Annotated in this window: 19 protein-coding genes; 8 read left to right on the top strand and 11 right to left on the bottom strand. The window is 67.8% G+C overall.

What is annotated here, in order from left to right; all coding sequences use genetic code 11:
• Nucleotides 1–65: 65 nt before the first annotated feature.
• The 7 genes from GGC47_RS16500 to GGC47_RS16470 form a co-directional block, all read right to left on the bottom strand.
• Nucleotides 66–710 carry an EF-hand domain-containing protein gene (locus GGC47_RS16500; protein WP_142020742.1) on the bottom strand — a complete coding sequence of 215 codons (645 nt, stop codon included), beginning with the start codon at nucleotides 708–710 and terminating at the stop codon, nucleotides 66–68.
• Nucleotides 711–849: 139 nt separating this feature from the next.
• Nucleotides 850–1,257 carry a RidA family protein gene (locus GGC47_RS16495; protein ID WP_142020743.1) on the bottom strand — a complete coding sequence of 136 codons (408 nt, stop codon included), beginning with the start codon at nucleotides 1,255–1,257 and terminating at the stop codon, nucleotides 850–852.
• Nucleotides 1,258–1,304: 47 nt separating this feature from the next.
• Complete coding sequence (locus tag GGC47_RS16490) at nucleotides 1,305–2,945, bottom strand: benzoate-CoA ligase family protein (protein ID WP_370954148.1); 1,641 nt, start codon at nucleotides 2,943–2,945, stop codon at nucleotides 1,305–1,307.
• Nucleotides 2,911–4,155, bottom strand: a complete 1,245-nt coding sequence (locus tag GGC47_RS16485; protein WP_142020745.1) for an acyl-CoA dehydrogenase family protein — start codon at nucleotides 4,153–4,155, stop codon at nucleotides 2,911–2,913. The genes GGC47_RS16490 and GGC47_RS16485 overlap by 35 nt, the downstream gene beginning before the upstream one ends.
• 1 nt (nucleotide 4,156) lies before the next feature.
• Nucleotides 4,157–4,993, bottom strand: coding sequence for an enoyl-CoA hydratase family protein (locus tag GGC47_RS16480; RefSeq protein WP_142020746.1), 837 nt, complete (start codon nucleotides 4,991–4,993; stop codon nucleotides 4,157–4,159).
• Nucleotides 4,993–5,529 carry a MarR family winged helix-turn-helix transcriptional regulator gene (locus GGC47_RS16475; protein WP_370954150.1) on the bottom strand — a complete coding sequence of 179 codons (537 nt, stop codon included), beginning with the start codon at nucleotides 5,527–5,529 and terminating at the stop codon, nucleotides 4,993–4,995. Before GGC47_RS16475 ends, GGC47_RS16480 begins: the two co-directional genes overlap by 1 nt.
• Nucleotide 5,530: 1 nt before the next feature.
• Nucleotides 5,531–6,286 carry an SDR family NAD(P)-dependent oxidoreductase gene (locus GGC47_RS16470; RefSeq protein ID WP_142020747.1) on the bottom strand — a complete coding sequence of 252 codons (756 nt, stop codon included), beginning with the start codon at nucleotides 6,284–6,286 and terminating at the stop codon, nucleotides 5,531–5,533.
• A 382-nt stretch (nucleotides 6,287–6,668) separates the two neighbouring features.
• Between GGC47_RS16470 and GGC47_RS16465 the strand changes: the two genes are divergently transcribed.
• Complete coding sequence (locus tag GGC47_RS16465; RefSeq protein WP_142020748.1) at nucleotides 6,669–8,993, top strand: bifunctional salicylyl-CoA 5-hydroxylase/oxidoreductase; 2,325 nt, start codon at nucleotides 6,669–6,671, stop codon at nucleotides 8,991–8,993.
• A gap of 167 nt (nucleotides 8,994–9,160) precedes the next feature.
• Here the strand turns inward: GGC47_RS16465 and GGC47_RS16460 are convergent, their stop codons facing one another.
• The gene (locus tag GGC47_RS16460) at nucleotides 9,161–10,417 is read right to left on the bottom strand and encodes an MFS transporter (protein WP_185747828.1); all 1,257 of its coding nucleotides are present in this window, start codon (nucleotides 10,415–10,417) and stop codon (nucleotides 9,161–9,163) included.
• A 444-nt stretch (nucleotides 10,418–10,861) separates the two neighbouring features.
• Here GGC47_RS16460 and GGC47_RS16455 point away from each other — a divergent pair, with 444 nt between their 5' ends.
• Nucleotides 10,862–12,052, top strand: coding sequence for a tlde1 domain-containing protein (locus GGC47_RS16455; protein ID WP_142020750.1), 1,191 nt, complete (start codon nucleotides 10,862–10,864; stop codon nucleotides 12,050–12,052).
• Between the two features lie 78 nt (nucleotides 12,053–12,130).
• Here the strand turns inward: GGC47_RS16455 and GGC47_RS16450 are convergent, their stop codons facing one another.
• Both GGC47_RS16450 and topA read right to left on the bottom strand, forming a co-directional pair.
• Complete coding sequence (locus GGC47_RS16450; RefSeq protein WP_038368152.1) at nucleotides 12,131–12,361, bottom strand: hypothetical protein; 231 nt, start codon at nucleotides 12,359–12,361, stop codon at nucleotides 12,131–12,133.
• Nucleotides 12,362–12,393: 32 nt separating this feature from the next.
• The gene (gene topA, locus GGC47_RS16445) at nucleotides 12,394–15,057 is read right to left on the bottom strand and encodes a type I DNA topoisomerase (RefSeq protein ID WP_142020751.1); all 2,664 of its coding nucleotides are present in this window, start codon (nucleotides 15,055–15,057) and stop codon (nucleotides 12,394–12,396) included.
• 209 nt (nucleotides 15,058–15,266) lie between these two features.
• Between topA and panB the strand changes: the two genes are divergently transcribed.
• Complete coding sequence (panB, locus tag GGC47_RS16440; RefSeq protein WP_142020752.1) at nucleotides 15,267–16,088, top strand: 3-methyl-2-oxobutanoate hydroxymethyltransferase; 822 nt, start codon at nucleotides 15,267–15,269, stop codon at nucleotides 16,086–16,088.
• Nucleotides 16,089–16,095: 7 nt separating this feature from the next.
• Here the strand turns inward: panB and GGC47_RS16435 are convergent, their stop codons facing one another.
• Nucleotides 16,096–17,232 (bottom strand): serine hydrolase domain-containing protein, encoded by a 1,137-nt coding sequence (locus GGC47_RS16435; protein WP_429068525.1) that lies wholly within the window; start codon nucleotides 17,230–17,232, stop codon nucleotides 16,096–16,098.
• Between the two features lie 155 nt (nucleotides 17,233–17,387).
• On the opposite strand from GGC47_RS16435, the gene GGC47_RS16430 reads away from it, so the two are divergent.
• From GGC47_RS16430 to dprA, 5 genes are all read left to right on the top strand, one after another.
• Nucleotides 17,388–18,332 carry an aspartate carbamoyltransferase catalytic subunit gene (locus GGC47_RS16430; protein WP_038368145.1) on the top strand — a complete coding sequence of 315 codons (945 nt, stop codon included), beginning with the start codon at nucleotides 17,388–17,390 and terminating at the stop codon, nucleotides 18,330–18,332.
• 5 nt (nucleotides 18,333–18,337) lie between these two features.
• The gene (locus GGC47_RS16425; protein WP_038368143.1) at nucleotides 18,338–18,580 is read left to right on the top strand and encodes a hypothetical protein; all 243 of its coding nucleotides are present in this window, start codon (nucleotides 18,338–18,340) and stop codon (nucleotides 18,578–18,580) included.
• Nucleotides 18,573–19,889, top strand: a complete 1,317-nt coding sequence (gene pyrC, locus GGC47_RS16420; protein WP_429068524.1) for a dihydroorotase — start codon at nucleotides 18,573–18,575, stop codon at nucleotides 19,887–19,889. Before GGC47_RS16425 ends, pyrC begins: the two co-directional genes overlap by 8 nt.
• Before the next feature lie 260 nt (nucleotides 19,890–20,149).
• Complete coding sequence (plsY, locus tag GGC47_RS16415) at nucleotides 20,150–20,773, top strand: glycerol-3-phosphate 1-O-acyltransferase PlsY (protein WP_429068523.1); 624 nt, start codon at nucleotides 20,150–20,152, stop codon at nucleotides 20,771–20,773.
• A gap of 4 nt (nucleotides 20,774–20,777) precedes the next feature.
• On the top strand, nucleotides 20,778–21,998 hold the full coding sequence (dprA, locus tag GGC47_RS16410; RefSeq protein ID WP_429068522.1) for a DNA-processing protein DprA: 1,221 nt from the start codon (nucleotides 20,778–20,780) through the stop codon (nucleotides 21,996–21,998).
• Nucleotides 21,999–22,025 lie beyond the last annotated feature (27 nt).

Genomic DNA, 22,025 nt, shown 5'->3' with positions numbered 1-22,025 from the left:
TTCTGCCGTCGGCGTCGAGAGTGTTGCGGTTGCCACGGTGCGAGGCGGCATCCGGTTGGCGGAAGTCAGGCCGCCTTGGCGTAGGTCGTTTCGGTGGTGCCCTGCGCCGAAAGTTGCGACGCGCTGCCATAGGCTTGTGAGGCGTTCTGGAAGGCTTCCGGCGGCCGCCGGTGATGATGCCTCTCGCCGGATTGTTGCAGCGAGGACTGGAAGGCCTTCACCTCGTCCTGCGAGACCGAGCCGTCGCCATTCTTGTCCAGCGAGCCGAAGAGCTGGTTCAACTGGTCGCTGTTCAGCCGGCTGTCCTTGAAGGCCGCGCTGAACTCGTCCTTGCTGATCCCGCCATTGGCGTCGCTGTCGATCGCGTCGAAAGCCGACTTGCTGTCTTTATCGCTGTCGCTGTCGGAGGCAGTCTGGGCGTTCTGCGTTCCGCCCGCCTGGAGTGAGAACAGGAAGGACTGCAGCAGGCTGTCGGCCTTCTTGGCCTTGTCCTTGAACGCATCCGACTCGGCCTTGGTGATCGAGCCGTCGCCGTCCGTGTCGATCTTCTTGAAGAGCTCTTCGCTCTTGGCGCTGTCGGCACCCTTGGGGGCGGCGCTCTCGAACTCGTCGAGGCTGATGCCGCCGTCGCTGTTACTGTCGATCTGGTCGAAGCTGGGAGGTTTGTGGTGGGGGCGGAAGCCGCCGCCCACCCCGCTGATACTGGACATGGAGATACTCCGGGACGCGTCGCGATCTTGCGACGCGTCCCGGATTCTGCGCTCGGAATCTTGGTGAATGCCTAATGAATGACGTTGCGTGAGCTGTCTTCTCGGCCGTGGAATCGCGGCGGTTTGACGCAGGTTGTCCTCAGCCGTCCACCACCGCCGTTGCCTCGATCTCCAGCAACGCCTCCGGCTCGACCAGCGCGGTGACCGCGACCACGGCCATCGCCGGGAAATGCCGGCCGAAGACTTCACGATAGAGCGGCCCCATTTCCTTCAGGCTGGCGCGATAGGTCGCAATGTCCGTGACGTACCAGGTCAGCCGCACGATATCCTCGACGCGCCCGCCGCCGGCTTCGACCACCGCCCTGATGTTGAGGAAGGTCTGGCGGAGCTGGCCGAGGAAGCCCTTGGCGAAGACACCCTGCGCGTCCCAGCCGACAAGGCCGCCGGTGACCAGCACGCGGCCTTCCGCCACCATGCCGTTGGCATAGCCGCGCGGCTGCGGCCAGCCCTCGGGCAGGATGGCGCGGGATTGCGAATGGTCGGACATGGCGTATCGCCTCGATTTCGGCCGTTCAGGCTCTGTTGGAAGAAAGGTCAGCTCTCGCCTTGCGCGATCTGGCGGAGCGCGAAGCGTTGCAGCTTGCCGGTCGCCGTCTTCGGCAGGGCTTCGACGAAGGCGATGGCGCGCGGATATTTATAGGGCGCGATACCGGCCTTCACATGCTCCTGCAAGGCCTTGACCAGGGCGGCATCGCCGATGACGCCCTCGCGCAGCACGATATAGGCCTTCACGATCTGCCCGCGCTCGGGGCAGGGCGCGCCGACGACGCCGCATTCGGCCACGGCCTCGTGCGTCAGCAGGGCGGCTTCCACCTCTGGCCCGGCGATGTTGTAGCCGGCCGAGATGATCATGTCGTCGGAGCGCGCCTGATACCAGAAATAGCCGTCCGCATCGCGCAGATAGGTGTCGCCGGTGATGTTCCAGCCGTTCAGCACATATTTCGCCTGCCGCGGGTCGGCGAGATAGCGGCAGCCGGTCGGGCCGCGCACGGCGAGCCGCCCCGGCGTGCCGTCCGGCACGTCGCGCCCTTCCTCGTCGACGATCTTGGCCTCGTAGCCCGGCACCGGAATTCCGGTCGAGCCCGGCCTGATCCTGTCGCGTGGCGCGCCGATGAAGATGTGCAGCATCTCGGTCGCGCCGATGCCGTCCATCAGCGGGATGCCGGTGCGCGCCTGCCAGGCATCGAAGGTCGCCTTGGGCAGGGCCTCACCGGCCGAGACGCAAACCCTGAGCGAGGCGATGTCGCGCCCGTCGAGCTTGTCGAGAATGGCGCGGTAGGCGGTCGGCGCGGTGAAGACGACGCTGACCTTGTAGCGCTCGATCGCGTCGATCAGATCGGCGGGGCCCGCCTTCTCGGGCAGCACCATCGCCGCGCCGATCCGCATCGGGAACAGCACGAGCCCGCCGAGCCCGAAGGTGAAGGCCAGCGGCGGCGAGCCGGTGAAGCGGTCATCGGCCGAGGCCTTCAGCACGCAGGCGCCGTAGCAGTCGCAGATCGCCAGCATGTCCTGATGAAAATGCATCGTGCCTTTCGGCTCGCCGGTCGTGCCGGAGGTGAAGGCGATCAGGCAGACATCGTCGCGCGCGGTGTCTACGGCCTCGAAACGCTCATAGCCCGGCTGCGCCATCAAGGCTTCCAGCTCGCTCTCCGCGCCGCCGAAGGCGACGATGCGGGCAAGCTCCGGTACTTGCGCTCCGGCGGCTTCGAGATCGGCGGTGAGCCGATGGTCGCAGAGCGCCAGAGCGATCTTCGCCTTGCGCAGGGGATAGACGAGCTCGCCCACCCGCAGCATCGGCATGGTCGCGACCGCGACGCCGCCGGCCTTGATGACGGCGAGATAGGCGGCGACCATCATCGGCGTGTTGCCGGCGCGCAGCAGCACGCGGTTGCCGCTGATCATTCCGAGATCACGGCTCAGCACATTGGCGATGCGGTTCACTTTCTCGGCGAGATCGGCATAGCTCCACTCGAGACCGGCGGCGACAACGGCGGTGCGTCCGCCGCGTCCCTCGGTGATGTGCCGGTCGAGCAGTTCGGCGACGCAGTTCAGCCTTTCGGGATAGGCCAACCCTGCCTCTGCAAGTGTGAGATCGGGCCAGCTTTCGCGCGGCGGCAGGTTGTCCCGCGCAAAGCTGTCCTTATGTCCTGATCTCGCGAATCCGGTTGCTGTCATTGCGTTCCCCTGCCTTTTCGGCATGTAATTTCAGCAGGTCGCGCGCGATCACGACCTTCTGGACCTCGCTGGCGCCCTCGTAGATGCGCAGCGCTCTGATCTCCCGGTACAATTCCTCCACCTTGACGCCCTTGGTGACGCCGAGGCCGCCATGGATCTGGACAGCTCGGTCGATCACGCTCTGGGCGTTCTCCGTCGCGACGAGTTTGGCCAGCGCCGCCTCCCGGGTGACGCGGGGCGCGCCGCGATCCTTGGTCCAGGCGGCGCGGTAGACGAGCAGGGCGGCGGCATCGACCTCAGCCGCGCTGTCGGCGATGGCCGCCTGCGAGAGCTGGAGGTCGCCGAGCGTGCCACCGAAGAGCTTGCGACCATTGGCGTGCGAAATCGTCTCGTGCAGCGCCCGTCGGGCGAAGCCGAGCGCGGCGGCGCCGACCGTCGAGCGGAAGATGTCGAGCGTCGCCATCGCGACCTTGAAGCCCTCGCCCGGCCCGCCGATGCGGTTTTCGAGCGGCACGCGGCAACCCTCGAAGCGCAAGGTCGCCAGCGGATGCGGCGCGATCACCTCGATGCGCTCCGCAATGGTGAGGCCAGGCGTATCGGCTTCGACCAGGAAGGCGGAGAGCCCGCGCGCGCCGGGCGCCTCGCCGGTGCGGGCGAAGACGATGTAATGGTCGGCGATGCCGCCATTGGAGATCCAGCTCTTCTCGCCATCGATACGGACATGGCTGTTGCCGTCCGGCGTCGCGGTCGTCGCCATGGCGGCGACGTCCGAGCCCGCTTCCTTCTCTGAAAGCGCAAAGGCGGCGATGCGCTTGCCGGCCGCGACATCCGGCAGGATGCGCTGCTTCATCGCCTCCGAGCCTGCGATGCTGATCGAGCCGGTGCCGAGCCCCTGCATGGCGAAGGAAAAATCGGCGAGGCCGTCATGCGCGGCCAGGATCTCGCGGGCGAGGCAGAGCGTGCGCACGTCGAGCTTGTCGGTCAGCCCGCCATAGGCCGCCGGCACGGCAGCCTTCAGGAAGCCAGCCGCACCCAAGGCCGCGACGCGCGCCCGGCAGGCCTCGTCGACATCGTCATGCGGCAAATCGGCGAGATAGGAATCGGCCCAGCCGGAGAGCTCCGTGGCGAAGGCGCGGTGGCGATCCTCGAAGAACGGCCAGTCCAGCGTGTCGCCGAGGATATCGAGGCCGAGGCGAGGGGAGCCGCTCATCTCAGTTGCCCTCGAAGACCGGCTTCTGCTTCGCGGCGAAGGCATGATAGGCGCGGGCGAAATCCTCGGTCTGCATGCACAAAGCCTGCGCCACGGCCTCGGCCTCGATGGCGCTCTCGACCGACATCGCCCATTCCATTTCGAGCATGCGCTTGGTCATGGCGTTGGCGAAGGTGGGGCCGTCCGCCAGCTCGGCCGCGAGGGCTTGCGCTTCCGGCAGCACGGCCTCGGATGCGCAGAGCCGGTTGAGGAAGCCCCAGCGCTCGGCTTCCTCGCCCCTGAGCACGCGGCCGGTATAGAGCAGCTCGGCGGCGCGGCCCTGGCCGATGATGCGCGGCAGCATCGCACAGGCGCCCATGTCGCAGCCGGCCAGGCCGACGCGGTTGAACAGGAAGGCGATCTTGCTGCCGGCCGTGCCGAGCCGCAGGTCGGAGGCCATGGCGACGATCGCGCCGGCTCCCGCGCAGACGCCGTCGATCGCGGCGATGATCGGCTGCGGGCAGGCGCGCATCGCCTTGACCAGCTCGCCGGTCATCCGGGTGAATTTCAGCAGGTCCTTGGTCTCCATCGCGACCAGCGGCCCGATGATCTCGAAGACGTCCCCGCCCGAGGAGAAATTGCCGCCGGCACCGGTCACGACGATCGCCTTGACCTCTTCCTCCTTCTGCGCGGCGAGGAAGAAATCCGTGAGTTCGCGGTAGCTTGCGAAGGTCAGCGGATTCTTTTTCTCAGGCCGGTTCAGTGTCACCGTCGCGACCTTGCCGGAGACGGAGAGCGCGAAATGCTCGGGCTTGAAGCCTGCCAGCGGCAAGGTGGTGGCATTGGCGATCTCTGCCATCAGGCATCTCCCTTGGCGGCGTCTTCGGCCCGCCCCGCGATGGCACGATGCAGCGAGGTCTTGGTTTCTCCGAGCAACCGGAAGAGCTGCGCGAGCTCGGGCTGGTCGAGCCCGGCGAAGAGCTCGGCGATCCAGCCTTCATGGCGTTCGGCCATGGCGCGGAAGGCCTTGCGACCCGAAGCCGTCAGCGTGAGGATCTGCACGCGCCGGTCCTGCGGGGCGGAGCGCTTGTCGACGAGCCCATCCGTCACCAGCCCGGCGACGACGGCGGTGACATTGCCGTTCGAGACCATCAATCGCTGCGAGACCTCGCCCACCGTCATACCGACGGCGGTCTTGTCGAGCTGGGCCATCAGATCGAAGCGCGGCAGCGTGGTCTTGAATTCCTCACGCAAACGGTTGCGGATCTCGGTCTCGATCAGGGTCGAGCAGGTGAGCAGGCGCAGCCAGAGCCTGAGCTCGTCCTTGTGGTCGCCGGGGCGTTCGCTGGCCTTGGTCTCCCGGTCGAGCATCGGGGCGGAGGAGGGTGTCTCCATCTCAGAACTCCCCACCATTGATCATGAGAGACTGGCCGGTGACGGCATCGCTGCCGGGCCCGCAGAGATAGAGCACGGCGGCCGCGACCTCTTCGGGCGCGATGAGCCGGCCCTGCGGATTGTCCCTGACCATCTCGGCCAATGCCTGCTCGCGGCTCTTGCCGGTCTTCGCCGCGATGGTGTCGAGCCCGCTCGCGACCATGTTGGTGTCGGCGTAACCGGGGCAGACGGCGTTGACGGTGACGCCGGAGCGGGCCGTCTCCAGCGCCAGCGACTTCACCAGCCCGACCACGGCATGCTTCGCCGCCACATAGGCGCTGACATAAGGATAGCCGCGATGCCCGGCGGTCGAGGCGATGGCGATCAGCCGGCCGCGGCGCTGTTCCAGCATCGCCGGCAGCACGGCGTGGAACAGATTGACGGTGCCGATCAGGTTGATCTCGACCATCCGGCGGAAACGTTCGCTGTCGCTGCGCATGAACGGGCCGGTCTCGACCGCGCCGGCATTGGCGATGGCGATGTCGAAGCCATGTCCGCCGGAGAGATGATCGAGCGCGGATGAGACGGCACTCTCGTCGCGCACGTCGCAAGGAGCGAAATCGGCGGCGACTCCCGCAGCCACGGCGTCGCGCAGAGAGGTTTCATCGCGCCCGAGGATGCTGACCCGCGCTCCGGCCTGCGTCAGTGCCGCGGCGATGGCCCGGCCGATGCCGCGTCCGCCTCCCGTCACCAGCGCGTGCCGTTCCCGCAGAGTCATGATCGCTCGACCTCCTCCGCAGAACATATTTTAAGTCTCAATCAATTTGCAAGCGGCTCGTCGGGCGCCGGCGGACACGCCGGCGCCGTTCTGGGGGCGTCGGGGCTGGTCTGCAGGGCCTGAAGCCCTCATCCTGAGGAACTGCCCCGTCGGTAATGGCGTCTCGAAGGGTGCTTCCGGAGGCACCTGCAGGTCTCTCGACCGTCTTTCGAGACGCCGCTGCGCGACTCCTCAGGATGGGGGCTGCGGGGGTTCGATGGGGTTTCGGCTCCGTTGTTGAGTGTCCGATTTGAAGGTGGCAAAAGTCTCTTGAGCTCAAAAATATTTTAGGCTTAAAATAATATCATCAGCCGGATCGGCTGGTGCTCTGGAGGAGGCGTCGATGCGCATTGCGGTCGTGGGCGGCGGGCCGGCAGGGCTCTATTTCGCGCTGCTGATGAAGCGTGACTGGCCGGAGATTGCGGTCGATGTCTTCGAGCGCAACCAGGCGGACGACACCTTCGGCTTCGGCGTCGTGTTCTCCGATCAGACGCTCGACACGTTCAAGGCGGCGGATGCCGAGAGCTATGCCGCGATCCGCGACAATTTCGCCTATTGGGACGACATCGAGATCCACTTCAAGGACACGGTCCACCGCGTTCCCGGCAACGGCTTCTGCGGCTGCTCGCGTCGCTCGCTGCTGATGCTGGTGCAGGCGAGGGCGCGCGCTCTCGGCGTCGGGCTGCATTTCGGCGACGAGATTGCCGATATCGAGGCGCTGAAGCGCGATTACGACCTTGTCGTCGCTGCCGACGGCATCAACAGCCGCATCCGCGAGAACTGGCGCGATCGCTTCCAGCCGGAAACCGACCTGCGCCCGAACCACTTCACCTGGATGGGCTCGACCCGTCCCTTCGACGCCTTCACCTTCTTCTTCAAGCAGACGGAGCACGGGCTCTTCATCGCCCATTGCTACCAGTACGAGGCCGGGCGCTCGACCTGGGTGCTGGAAACCGACCCCGAGACCTTCGAGAAGGCCGGGCTCGGCAAACTCGACGAGGCGCAGTCGGCCACCTTCCTCGAAGGCGTCTTCGCCGAGGAGCTCGAAGGCCACAAGCTCATCACCAACCGCTCGCTCTGGCGCAATTTCCCGATGATCCGCTGCCGGAATTGGGTGAGCGAGAATGTCGTGCTGATCGGCGACGCCAAGGCGACGGCGCATTTCTCGATCGGCTCCGGCACCAAGCTCGCGATGGAGGATGCCATTGCCCTGCACAAGGCGATGGGGCAGGCGAAACTCGATGTCGCCGCCGGCCTCAAACTGTTCGAGACGCAGCGCCGCGAGGAGGTCGAGAAGACCCAGCACGCGGCGGATGTCTCGCTGGTCTGGTTCGAGGAACTGAAGCGCTTCTGGGATTTCGAGCCGCTGCGCTTTGCCTTCGGCCTGATGACCCGCTCCAAGGCGATCACCTACGACAACCTCGCCCTGCGTGCGCCGGAGATGGTCGCAGCCGTCGACAATCTCGTCGCGGATGGGCTCGGAGACCTCGCCAAGCGCCGCAAGGACGGCTCGCCGGTCCCGCCGGCCTTCCAGCCCTTCAAGCTGCGCGAGATGCAGGTCGAGAACCGCATGACGCTCTCGCCGATGTGCCAGTACTCCGCCGAGGACGGCCTGCCGGGCGATTGGCACCTGATGCATTACGGCTCGCGCGCCATCGGCGGCCCTGGCCTCATCTTCACCGAGATGACCTGCATCGCGCCCGATGCCCGGATTACGCCCGGCTGCACCGGCCTGTGGAACGACGAGCAGGAAGCCGCCTGGAAGCGGATCGTCGATTTCGTGCACGGCCACTCGGCCGCGAAGATCTGCCTCCAGCTCGGCCATGCCGGGCGGAAGGGGGCGACCAAGCTGATGTGGGAGGGCATGGACCGGCCTCTGCCGGAAGGCGCCTGGCCGATCATCTCGGCCTCGCCTCTGCCCTATTATCCGGAAAGCCAGGTGCCGCGCGAGATGACCCGCGCCGACATGGACCGGGTCAAGGCGGAATTCGTCGCGGCCGCCGAACGGGGGATGCGCGCCGGTTTCGACATGCTGGAGCTGCACTGCGCCCATGGCTATCTGCTGGCGAGCTTCCTCTCGCCGCTGACCAACAGGCGCACCGACGACTATGGCGGCTCGGTCGAGAACCGCCTGCGCTATCCGCTGGAGGTCTTCCGGGTGCTGCGCGAGGCCTGGCCGCGCGAGAAGCCGATGTCGGTGCGCGTCTCCGCGACGGACTGGGCCGAAGGCGGGCTCTCGGCGGCGGATTCCGTGGCGATCGCCGAGGCTTTCGCCGCCGAGGGCTGCGATCTCGTCGACGTCTCGACCGGCCAGACCACGCGGGAATCGCGCCCCATCTACGGCCGCATGTTCCAGACGCCTTTCTCGGACCGCATCCGCAACGAGGCGCAGATCGCGACCATGTGCGTCGGCAACATCACAAGCGCCGATCAGGTCAACACGATCGTCGCCGCCGGCCGGGCCGATCTGGTCGCGCTCGGGCGGCCGCATCTGGCCGATCCGTCCTTCGTGCTCCGCGCCGCCGCCTGGTACGGCGTCGATACAGAGCAGCCGGTGCAATATGCGCCCGGCAAGGACCAGCTCATGCGCAACACCCCGCGCGAGCGTCAGGACCTGGAAGAGATGAAGCTCAAGGCCAAGCCGACGCGCCACGCCGCCCAAGCGTAGGCCTGGTTTAGAGCTTGCTGATCTCGAGCGGAAAACGCGCCGGCATCCCGGGTTTGACCCGGGATCCATGCCGGAGCGCTTCCGTTTGAAGTTCAGGCACGGATCCCGGCTCTTCGCTTCGCTGCGACCGGGATGACTCGCGTGTCGGCGCAAGCTGGAACGCTGTCCTACTTGCCGCCCTGCGAACGCCCCGAAGGCGAGACGTCGGGGATGGTCGGCGCGGTCGTCGGGCGTTCCCCGAAAGGATTGGCCGAGGGCGGGTTACGCCGCAGGCGGAAGGCGAGATAGACGCCGGTCGCGGCCGAGAGCAGGCCGAGATAGATCAGCATCCCCTGCGGCCCTATGACCTGCATGAAGGCGGTCGAGACCAGCGGGCCGATGGCCGAGCCCGTCGCCCAGAGGAAGAGGAGCTGCGCCGAGAGGCCGAGCGCCCGCTCGCGGCCGAGCCGGAAATAGGCATGGGCGACGGCGACGGTATAGATCGGCATGCTGCCGGCGCCGATCAGCGCGAACAGCCCGAACAGCCAGAACCGGCTATGGGGCAGGGCGAACCAGAGCACGACGCCCAGCGCCAACGTGCAGAGCACCACCGAGGCGGTGGCGCTCAGCATGATCTTGCGGCTCTCGACCCGGTCCGCCAGCAGGCCGAGCGGCCATTGCAGCACCAGCGCGCCGATCTGGATGCCCGCGGTCAGCAGGATCGCCCATTTCTGGTCGAGGCCGATCAGGATGCCATAGGCCGGCGCGACATTGGAGAGCGCCCCGCCCATCAGCCCGACATAGAGGCAGCCGATGACGGCGGCCGGGGCATACTGCCAGATCGTGTTCAGCCTGACCGAGATCACGGCGCCCGATTCCGGGCCCCTGGCTTTCGTCATGCCGACCGGGATCAGCGCCAGCGAGAACGCAGCGCTAGCGAACAGGAAGATCTCGCTCGACTGCATCGCGACATAGCCGACGCCGATCTGCGAGCCGATCAGGGCAAGCCGGTTGATGATCTGATACAGGCCGAAGATGCGCCCGCGCTGGCCGGCCTTCGCCTGGCCGCTGATCCAGCTCTCGATGCAGATGGCGTGGCCCGCGCCGGCGAAGCCCATGCCCAGCCGCGACAGGCCCCAGATGTCGATCGGCGTCTGCCCGAAGCTCAGCGTCAGCATTGCCTGCAACGCCGCGAAGACGGCAAAGGCGCGGATATGCCCTACGCGCCGGATGAAGGCGGGAATGATGAAGCAGCCGGCGAGGAAGCCGACCGAATAGGCCGAGCCGACCAGGCCGATCAGCAGCGGCGCCTTCTGGGCGAGCGCCATCTTGAGCGGGATGACCGTGTTCACGATCGTCGCGGCGATCTGCAGGATGAGCGCGCCGCTCACGATGGCGCCGAGCGCCGCGACCGAACTCGTTCTCGCCTCGGCTGGCGGCGTCACGGGAGGCGCTGCCTCCTGCGTGGCCGTCTCTGCGGGCTGCGGTCCTTGCGACATGTGCGATTCGGCCAGGCTGGGGAGAGGACCGGGTCCCTTCGCCCGGAAAGATGAACTAATCGCGGCGGGTGAGCCAGAAAAACCCTCTCTTTGCGAATGACCGCCCTGCGCCTTGCAACCCGCGCCTTGATGGTGCCGCCTTTGCGTGGCCTTCGGGGCCCGCGACACGTCGCGCCGCTTCACCACCCACCGCCTAAAAAAAAGCGCGGTCGGCTTCACCGACGATTAACCAACACGGCGCTTTATCGGAGAAGAACGTAGTTTGGGTTCTCCCAGCATGGCCGGGCGCATCGTCACGCGCCGCGCATCCCGTTGCCTCGGGGTGTGGCGGAACGAGCATGCGCGCCTGTCGAGGCCGGGCGTGGCGTTGGCGTATCGAGAGTGCGGGCAATGAGCTATGGCAGACATGCGCGGCGGAGCGGGGCGCCCCATCTGCGTCTTCGGCGGCGTCGTCGCTCCATCGGCCGGACCCTGTTCTGGGCGGCCGCGCTCTGCCTCGGAGCGATGACGGGCTTCCGCTTGCTCGATCATGTCGCGCCGCACGATCCCAGCGTCGATGTTGCCGCCAACGACAAGAAAGCCGCCATCTCCCAGGTGATCAGGCCACCTGCGCCGGAGCGCCTCGCCGGCACGACCACCGAGCGGGCCTATGGCGGCCTGCTCGATCCGCATTTCGCCGGCACGACCCCGACCTCGCTCGCGCAGAGCCGGCCGGTCGGCTCCGCGATGCGCCTGGCCGCGGTGCCGGAAGCGCTCGATCTGCCGGATTCGGGTTCGGTTCTGCCGCTGCCGTCGCAGGCGCCCGTGAGCCTGGCCGAAAAGGCGCCGCTGCCGGCGTCGCGTCCCTCGGAGCTGATCGCGTCCGTTCCGCCCGAGACGGCCTCGCAGGAGATCGCCGGCCTCGCTGCCGCTCCGTTCCCCGTGCCGCGTCCGGCCGAGCTGGTGCCGCCGCCTGCCGAGGCCCAGCCGCGGCGCCTGGCGCAGCAGCCGGTGACATCGGGCCGCCGCAGCCGGGTCGCTGCCGCCACGCCCGCGCCGACGCCTGAGGACAACCGCAATTTCTTCGAGAAGCTCTTCGGCGTGCAGAAGCAGCAGCCGGCGGGTACGGCGCTGGCCTATGCCGCGCCGCAGGATGACGTCGTCGACCGCGGTCGCGTCGCGCGCCTCAGCCCCTCGGCCGGCACGCCGCCGCGCACCGCCGAGGCCGGCACCGCGATCTACGATATCAGCGCCAAGATGGTCTACATGCCCAATGGCGAGCGGCTCGAGGCCCATTCCGGCCTGGGCGAGATGATGGACGATCCCAGCTACGCCCATGTCCGCATGAAGGGCGTCACCCCGCCGCACACCTACACGCTGACCGAGCGCGAGGCGCTGTTCCATGGCGTGCGCGCCATCCGGCTCAATCCGGTCGGCGGCTCGGGCGCGATCCACGGCCGCGCCGGTCTCCTCGCCCACACCTATCTGCTCGGGCCGCGCGGTGACTCGAACGGCTGCATCTCGTTCAAGGACTATGAGCGCTTCCTGCAGGCCTTCCTGCGCGGCGAGGTGAGACGGATCGTGGTGGTCGCGAGCCTGTGACGGAAGCACGCCGTCATTAGGGGCATGTCACAAGCATGAGCCCGGAACGACCCGTGGTCCGGGTAAAGCCAGCAAGCTCTAGCGCCGTTGCGAACGGTTCCCGATCCACAGCACGGCGCCTGTGACCATCAGAACGCAGCCCAGGAAGAAGGGCGGGATGAACAGGCTGAGCGCCTCGGTATCCTCCCAGCGCAGGCGGAAGTTCTTGCAGCCTCCGCAGGCGTAGGCGTTGAGCCAGACCCAGCCCGCGAAGGTCACGGAGCAGACGAGTGCCCCGAGACCTGCAAATAACCAGCTCGCCAGACGCATGACCGCGCTGTCTCTCGCGAAAGCGAGCGGCCTCAGCCGCTTGCCGTCTTGGCCTTGGCGGGAGCCTTCGCGGCTGCAGCCTTCTTGGCTGGCGCCTTCTTCGCGGCGGGCTTTTTCGCCGGTGCCTTGGCCTTTGCCGCAGCACCCGCGGCCTTCGCCTTGCCCTTGGCGCCGCCCTTCGCCTCGGCCTTGGCGTTCGCCAGCTCGATGGCCTGCTCCAGCGTGATGCTCTCCGCGGTCATCGTCTTGGGCAGTGTCGCGAAGATCTTGCCCCAGGCGACATAGGGGCCGTATTTGCCGGCCTTCACTTCCAGCGCGCCGCCGGCGGGATGATCGCCGAGCGCCCGTCCCGGTGTCGATGCCCGACCGCCGCGCCCACCGCCGCTCTCCTTGGCGACGATCAGGTCGATGGCGCGGTTGGCGCCGAGTTCGAGCACATCGTCGCCCTTGTCGATATTGGCGTAGGTCTTGCCGTGCTGCACGTAAGGCCCGTAGCGACCGATGCCGACGAGGATCGGCTCGCCGCTTTCGGGGTGCCGCGCCACTTCGCGCGGCAGGGAGAGCAGGGCGAGTGCCTTATCCAGCGTTACGCTGGCCGGGCTCATGCCCTTGGGCAGGCTGGAGCGCTTCGGCTTCTCGCCCTCGCCGAGCTGGATATAGGGGCCGAAGCGGCCGTCGCGCATCGTGACCTCGAGGCTCGTCACCGGATCGGTGCCGAGGATGCGCACGCCGGGCGCGCCCTGGCCGCCCTCGGCCGAGGCCTCGCCATCGGCGGCGGGCACGGAGAGGGGCCGCGTATAGCGGCATTCCGGATAGTTCGAGCAGCCGACGAAGGCGCCGAACTTGCCGAGCTTGAGCGAAAGCTGGCCGTTGCCGCAGGTCGGGCAGATCCGCGGGTCGGAACCGTCGGCCTTCTGCGGGAAGATATAGTCGCCGAGGACGCCGTTCAGCGCCTCCAGTACGTCGCCGACGCGCAGATCCTTGGTCTCGCCGATGGAGGCGGTGAATTCCTCCCAGAACTCGCGCAGCAGCGCCTTCCAGTCGATCTCGGCGTTGGAGACGCGGTCGAGCTTCTCTTCCAGGTTCGCTGTGAAGTCGAACTCGACATAGCGCTTGAAGAAGCTCTCCAGGAACGACGTGACCAGCATGCCCTTGTCCTCGGGCACGAGGCGCTTCTTCTCGATGCGGACATATTCGCGGTCGCGCAGGGTCGAGAGCGTCGCGGCATAGGTCGAGGGCCGGCCGATGCCGAGCTCTTCCATGCGCTTGACCAGGCTCGCTTCCGAGAAGCGCGGCGGCGGCTCGGTGAAATGCTGGTCGGCGGCGATGGCGCGCTTCTCCAGCCTGTCGGCCGCCTTCATCGCCGGCAGCTTCTTGGAGTCCTCGTCTTCCTCGTCGTCGCGGCTTTCCTGGTAGAGCGTCAGGAAGCCGTCGAAGAGCACGACCTGGCCGGAGGCGCGCAGCTCCAGATTGCGGGCGCCGACCTTGGCCGCGATATCGACCGTGGTGCGTTCCATCTCGGCCGATTCCATCTGGCTCGCGATGGTGCGCTTCCAGATCAGCTCGTAGAGCTTCGCCTGTTCCGGCTCGAGATGACGCATGACCTGCGCCGGCAGGCGGCCGAGATCGGTCGGGCGGATGGCCTCGTGAGCTTCCTGCGCGTTCTTGGCCTTGACCGTGTATTTGCGCGGCACGCTCGGCACGTAGCGGTCGCCGAATTCCTTGCCGATGACGCTGCGCGCGGCGGTGATGGCCGAGCCGTCCATGTCGACGCCGTCGGTTCGCATATAGGTGATGAGGCCGACCGTCTCGCCGCCGATATCGACGCCCTCATAGAGGCGCTGGGCGAGCTGCATGGTCCGGGCCGGGGCGAGACCCAGCTTGCGCGAGGCTTCCTGCTGCAGCGTCGAGGTCTGGAAGGGCGGGTAGGGGTGGCGCTTGACCGGCTTGGCCTCGACCTCGGTCACGGTGAAGAGCGCGGTTTCCAGGGCCTCCTTGAAGGCCTTGGCCTCCTCGGCATTGCCGATGTCGAGCCTTGCGATCTTCTTGCCGTCGGCGCCGACGAGACGGGCCTCGAAGGTCTGACCGGATTCGGTCGCGAGCGTCGCGACGAGCGACCAGTATTCGCGGGCCCGGAACGCTTCGATCTCGCGCTCGCGGTCGCAGACCAGGCGCAGCGCCACGGACTGGACGCGCCCGGCCGAGCGGGCGCCCGGCAGCTTGCGCCACAGCACCGGCGAAAGGGTGAAGCCGACGAGATAGTCGAGTGCGCGGCGGGCCAGATAGGCATCGACCAGCGCCTGGTCGATCGCGCGGGGATTGGCCAGCGCCTTCTGCACGGCGTCCTTGGTGACGGCGTTGAAGGTGACGCGCTCGACGGGGATGCCCTTGAGCACGCGCTTCTGGTTCAGGGCCTCCAGCACATGCCAGGAGATCGCCTCGCCCTCGCGATCCGGGTCGGTGGCGAGGATCAGCTTCTCGGCGCCCTTCACGGCGCGTGCGATCTCGGCGACCTGCTTGGCGCCGCGCCCCTCGATCTCCCACTTCATCGCGAAATCATTGTCGGGCTCGACCGAGCCGTCCTTGGCCGGCAGGTCGCGAATATGCCCGAACGAGGCGATGACCTCGTAGTCGGAGCCGAGATATTTGTTGATCGTCTTGGCCTTGGCCGGCGACTCGACGACGAGGAGCTTCATGGTTTTCGTGTCTCGATGACAGCCCTGATCAGAGCGCGGAACCGGCCGTAACGGACGGGTCCGCGACCCGCAAGACCTGTGCGGTTCGGAATTGCGCGCGAAAGTGGTTCAGCGGGCGAGCCGTGTCAAACGCCGATTGCGCTTTCCGGGATGGGGGAGAGCGTTTAGGGCCTTCCACGGGGTAGCACCCGTCACATGGGGAGAAGAGCGTGTCGTCGCAAGCACAGATCAAGCGCATGACGGCGCTGGACATCCGCAGCCGCAAGGCGGCTGAGCCGATCGTCTCGCTGACGGCCTATACCGCGCCGATGGCGGCGCTGGCCGACCGACATTGCGATTTCCTGCTCGTCGGGGACTCGCTGGGCATGGTCGTGCACGGCCTCGACAGCACCGTGCCGGTGACGCTGGAGATGATGATCCTGCACGGGCAGGCGGTCATGCGCGGCTCCCGTCGCGCGCTGATCGTCGTCGACATGCCCTTCGGCAGCTATGAGGAGAGCCCCGAGCAGGCCTTCCGCAACGCCGCCCGCATCATGCAGGAGACCGGCTGCGGGGCGGTGAAGCTCGAAGGCGGGCAGCGCATGGCCAGGACCATCGCCTTCCTCGTCGAGCGCGGCATTCCGGTGATGGCCCATGTCGGCTTGACGCCGCAGGCGGTCAACGTGCTCGGCGGCTTCAAGGCGCAGGGGCGTAACCGGGCCGAATGGCCGGCGATCATCGCCGATGCCGTGGCGGTGACCAAGGCCGGCGCCTTTGCGGTGGTGCTGGAGGCCGTGGCCGAGCCGCTCGCGGCGGAGATCACCGCCAGGATCGCGATCCCGACCATCGGCATCGGTGCCTCGGCCGCCTGCGACGGGCAGGTGCTCGTGCTCGACGACATGCTCGGCTTGACCGGGCGCGTGCCGAAATTCGTCAAGCTCTTCGGCAACCTCGCCGAGGGCGTCGACAAGGCCGTGGCGGATTACGCCGCCGAGGTTCGAGCCCGACGCTTTCCCGGACCCGAGCAGGTTTATGCCGTGAAGGAAGGCTGAGGCGCGCTCAGGCCTGCGCCGCCAGCAGCCGGTCGATGAAGCCCTCGGTCGAGGCGCCCTCGATCCAGCGCAGCACCGCGACGATGTCGCGCTCCGGCTCGATCCAGATCACGTTGCTGCCGGCGCCCAGCGCCGAGAACGCGGTCTGGGGAACGCCCGGCCGCGCCGCCGGGCCGCGCGCCAGCCACCACAGATAGCCGTAATTGCCGAGCGTGGGGGAGGGCGTCAGCGAGCGTTCGATCCAGTTGCGGGAAACGAGCTGCCGGCCGTTCCACTCGCCCTTGCGGCCGATCAGCAGGCCGAAGCGGGCATGGTCGCGGGCGCCGATGAAGAGCCCGCCTCCCCAATGCCCGCCGCCGGGCACGGACTGGATGCGCCGGCCATCGATCTCGACGAAGGACGAGCTGTAGCCCTCCCATCGCCAGTCGGGCGAGGCGCCGACCGGGTCCATGATCCGCTCGCGCAGCACCTCCGGCAGCGGCCGGCGGAAAAGCTGGAGCAGGGCATAGGCGAGGACGTTCACCCGCACGTCGTTATATTCGTAGAAGGAGCCGGGCTGCCTGAGCTCGCGGCGCTGGCCCTTGCGGCTGTTGTCGGCGCCGGGGCCGATCTGGCGGTTGTGATCGACCTGATCGGATTTCCCGAAGATCTCGCCTTGCCATTCGCTCGATTGCTGCAGCAGGTGCCGCCAGGTGATCTGGCCGTTATGCGGCCCGGCGAAAGCGGGATCATCCACGCTTTTGCCGATGGGGTCCTCGACATCGCGGATCAGCCCGTCGTCGAAGGCGACGCCGGCGAGCACCGAAAGATAGCTTTTCGCAATCGAGAAGGTCATGTCGGTGCGGCCGGTGTCGCCCCATTCGGCGGCGATGCGTCCGCCTTTCAGAATCAGCCCGGCCGGGCCGCCGCGCTCGCGCACCGGGCCGACGATCTCGGTCCAGGGGCCGGTCTCGTTCCACTCGACATTCCCGACATAGGAGCCGTCCGGATAATAGAGGCTGCGCGGCCAGGGGCTCTCATGGCCTTGCGCGAAAGTGACGGCCTCGCCGAGCCGCCCGGCATCGAAGCCGGCCTCGGCCGGGGCGATGGTCTGCCAATCGGCTCCGTGAGGCGCCGGAACATGAGCGGTCGTGGAAGCGGACAAGGCGAATTCCTTCGGCAAACGCAGGCAGCGGACGGATCGGCTTCTGACCTAGCGCCAATCGCAGGCAAGCTCCACCGCTGCGCGCGGCATAGCGGTCTTTCCTGTTCGGAGCGGCTTGCACCTCGGGCGAGTCGCGCCTAAACAGCCTGCTTCAAATGACATCGCCAGCGCCGCTCTATCCGCACCGCCACCTGCTCGGCATCGAGGGGTTGTCCCATCTCGACATCGAGGGCCTGTTGGACCGGGCCGAGGATTATGTCGCGCTGTCGCGGCAGGTCGAGAAGAAGGCGGCGACCTTGCGCGGCCGCACCCAGATCAACCTGTTCTTCGAGCCTTCGACCCGCACGCAGGCCTCCTTCGAGCTCGCCGGCAAGCGGCTCGGCGCCGACGTCATGAACATGTCGGTCGCCTCTTCCTCGGTGAAGAAGGGCGAGACGCTGATCGACACCGCCGCGACGCTCAACGCCATGCGGCCCGACATCATTGTCGTGCGCCACCATGCCGCCGGCGCGGTCAACCTGCTCGCCCGCAAGGTGGGCTGCTCGGTGGTCAACGCCGGCGACGGCGCCCATGAGCATCCGACCCAGGCCCTGCTCGACGCCCTGACCATCCGCCGCAACAAGGGCCGCATCCAGGGGCTGACGGTGGCGATCTGCGGCGACATCCTGCATTCGCGCGTCGCCCGCTCCAACATCATCCTGCTGAATGCGCTGGGTGCAAAAGTCCGGCTGATCGCGCCGACGACGCTGCTGCCGCCGGGCATCGAGCGCATGGGCGTCGAACTCTTCACCGACATGAACAAGGGGCTCGAAGGCGCTGACATCGTGATGATGTTGCGCCTCCAGCTCGAACGCATGCATGGCGCCTTCGTGCCGTCCCCGAAGGAGTATTTCCGCTATTACGGGCTCGACCGCGAGAAACTGGAACGTGCCGCGCCCGATGCGCTCGTGATGCATCCCGGCCCGATGAACCGCGGCGTCGAGATCTCCTCGGAGGTGGCCGACGGTGCCCAGTCGCTGATCCGGGAGCAGGTCGAGATGGGCGTCGCCGTCCGCATGGCGGTGCTCGACGCGCTCGCACAGCACCTGCCGAATGTCTGAGGCCGATGGACGGAGCTCTCGCCTGGCTGCTTCGAACGATGCGCCGGGTGCGGTTCGTCTTCGTCGGGCTCTATCTCGTGGTCGCGGCCGGCTATCTCTGGGCCGATCCGCACGCCGGCTGGACCTGGTTCATCGTCCTGGCCGGTGCAGGGCTCTGTCTGCTGTTCTGGGGGCTCGTCGCCTTCTGGAGCTTCGTCTTTACGCGCCGGCCGGATGCTGACGGCCGCAATGGAACGGATCATGGCTGAAACGCAGGACATCGCAGCGCAGGACATCGCGATCGTCAACGCCCGGCTGGTCGATCCGGCCACGGGTCGCGAAGGGGCGGGTTCGGTCCTGCTGCGCGATGGCGCCATCGCGGCCGTGGAATGGGGCGCGGCGCCGGCGACAGGCGAGAGCGTCCGCCGCATCGATGCGAAGGGACTGGTGCTGACGCCCGGCCTCGTCGATCTGCGCGCCTTCCTCGGTGAGCCCGGCGCGGAGTTCCGCGAGACGCTCGGCTCCGGCTCGCATGCGGCGGCTGCCGGCGGCGTCACCACCGTCGTCTGCCGGCCGGACACCGATCCGCCGATCGACGACCCCGCCATCATCGACTTCCTCAAGCGCCGCGCCCGCGACAAGGCGATCGTCAACGTGCTGCCCTGCGCCGCCCTGACCAAGGGGCTCGAGGGCCGGGAGATCACCGAATTCGGCCTGCTGCTCGAGGCCGGCGCGGTCGCTTTCTGCGACGGCGCCCGGGCGCTGCGCAATCCGCAGGTCATGCGGCGCGCCATGATCTATGCCGGCAATTTCGACGCGCTGATCATGAACCATGTCGAGGATCCCGAGCTGCGCGGTTCCGGCGTGATGAACGAGGGCGAGTTCGCCAGCCGCAAGGGCCTGCCGGGCATTCCGGCCGAGGCCGAGACCGTGATGCTGGAGCGCGATCTGCGCCTCGCCCGCGCCACCGGCGCCCGTTACCACGCGGCGATGATCTCCTGCGCGGAATCGGCCGAGTTGGTGCGCCGGGCGAAGCAGGACGGCGTGCGCGTCACCTGCGGCGTCTCGATCAACAACCTCACCCTCAACGAGAACGACGTCGGCGACTACCGCACCTTCTGCAAGGTCTCGCCGCCGCTGCGGTCCGAGGATGAGCGTCTCGCCATGGTCGCGGCGCTGGCCGAGGGCGTGATCGACGTCATCGTCTCCGACCACGATCCGCAGGATGTCGAGACCAAGCGCCAGCCCTTCGCCGAGGCGGCCGACGGCGCGCTCGGCATCGAGACCATGCTGGCGGCCGCGCTGCGCATGGTGCAATCGGAGCAGATCGGCCTGTCCGCGCTGCTGGCCGCCCTCTCGACGCGCCCTGCCGGGCTGCTCGGGCTTGGCGGCGGCAGGCTCGCTGCAGGCGCCCCGGCCGATCTCATCCTGCTCGACCCCGATGCGCCCTTCGTCGTCGACAAGCGCAAGCTGAAATCCCGCGCCAAGAACTCGCCCTTCGACGAGGCGCGGCTTCAGGGCGTCGTGCAGACGACCTTCGTCGGCGGGCGGGCCGTTTACGAGCTCGGGCCGGGCTGAATACCTGTTTGGGAGCCTGAGCCCTCATCCTGAGGAGCCATTCCCAAAGGAATGGCGTCTCGAAGGATGTTCCAGAAGGCTCCGGCGCAATCTGGAGCATTCTTCGACACGCAGCCTACGGCTGCTCCTCAGGATGAGGGCTCCGGGTTTGGACGGAGTCCGGATAGGTCGCTTTGCGGCTTGTCCGGCATGACGGCGCGCTTTCCATTCATCGGTACCGATTCTATTCTGCCGGCCGCTGACCGGGGCGAGGGGACTGCATGGCTGAGACGTTGACCTGGGGCCTTTCCGGCTCCGCCACGCTGATCGCCCTCGTTACCGGCTATCTCTTCGGCTCCATCCCCTTCGGCATCATCCTGACGAAGCTCGCCGGCGGGCCGGATCTGCGCAGCATCGGCTCGGGGAATATCGGCGCGACCAATGTGCTGCGCACGGGCAACAAGAAGCTCGCGGCGGCGACGCTCGTCGGTGACATGCTCAAGGGCACGGTGGCCGTTCTCCTCGCCTGGCACTGGCTCGGCGGGCCGCAGGCGGCGCTGGCCGCCGCGGTCGGCGCCTTTCTCGGCCATCTCTTCCCGGTCTGGATCGGTTTCAAGGGCGGCAAGGGTGTCGCGACCTATCTCGGCGTGCTGATCGGACTCAATGGCTGGATCGCGCTCGCCTTCGCCGCGATCTGGCTCGGCGTGGCCTGGCTCTCGCGCTATTCCTCGCTCGCCGCGCTGACGGCGAGCGTGCTGACGCCGCTGCTGCTCTGGTTTGCCGCCGGGATGCATCAGGCGGCGGCGGTGATGGCCGTCCTCACCCTCCTGCTCTGGATCATGCACCGGACGAATATCGCCCGGCTGTTGGCCGGCAGCGAAGGCAAGATCGGCCAGAAGGGCTGATGGCATGGCTGCTGGCATCGTCCTCTCCGATCGCCAGCGCCTCGATTGGTTGAGGCTGATCCGCAGCGACGGCATCGGGCCGCGCAGCTTTCGTTCTCTCACGAACCGCTTCGGCGGTGCCGGCCCTGCGCTGGAGGCATTGCCCAACCTCGCGCGGCAGGCCGGCCGCAACATCCGCATCTTTCCGGAGGCCGAAGCCGAGCGCGAGATGGATGGGTTGCACCGTCTCGGCGGCCGCTTCGTCGCGCTGGGCGAGGCCGATTATCCGCTGCCGCTGCGAGCGATCGATTCCGCGCCGCCGCTCGTCGCGATCCGCGGAGAATTCCCGGTGCTGCCGGCGGTGGCGCTGGTCGGCTCGCGCAACGCCTCGGCTGCGGGATTGACCTTCACCCGCCGGCTGGCGCGCGAGATTGGCGAGGCGGGCTTCGCCATCGTCTCCGGCCTCGCACGCGGCATCGACACCGCCGCCCATCAGGCGAGCCTCGCGACGGGAACCATCGCCGTCCTGGCCGGCGGCCTCGACCGGATCTACCCGCCTCAGAATGGGGGGCTTGCCGAGCGTATCGCAGCCGAGGGCGCCATCGTCAGCGAGATGCCGCTCGGCTACGAGCCGCGCGGCCGCGATTTTCCGCGCCGCAACCGCATCGTCTCAGGGCTCGCGCTCGGCACGGTCGTCGTCGAGGCGGCGCGCCGGTCCGGCTCGCTCATCACCGCGCGCTTCGCCAACGAGCAGGGCAGGCAGGTCTTCGCCGTGCCGGGATCGCCGCTCGACCCGCGGGCCGAGGGCGGTAACCATCTCATCCGCGAGGGGGCCACGCTCTGCGCCGAAGCCGCGCATGTCGTCGAGGCGCTGCGTCCGATGGTGGGGCGGCGGGAAGACCTTTTCCACCAGCATCAGGCCATGCGGGAGGAGGCTGTGGCGAGCGCGGGCGAACCGCTCTGGGACGAGCTCGACCTGCCGGATGTGACGAAGCCGCCGGTCACCGAGGCGGCCGGAAGCGACCGCGATGGCTTTGCGCCCGCGCCGCCGGCCGGGACGGGCGAGGCGGACGATATCGGCTCGAACCTGCTCGGGCTCCTGAGCCCGACGCCGGTCGCTCTGGACGATCTGGTGCGCGCGAGCGGCTATCCGGCGCGGGATGTCGGGCGCGCGCTGATCGAACTGGAATTGACCGGAGCCGTGCTGCGGCATCCTGGAGGCGGCCTGTCGCGCGCGGGCGCCTGAGGGCTTCCCGCTTCGCTACAGGACTGG

Origin of the sequence: Allobosea sp. OAE752, from assembly GCF_050433265.1 — a bacterium.
GTDB lineage: Bacteria > Pseudomonadota > Alphaproteobacteria > Rhizobiales > Beijerinckiaceae > Allobosea > Allobosea spartocytisi.
Note: the sequence above shows the minus strand (reverse complement) of the source record. Positions and strands in the feature narration are given on the sequence as shown.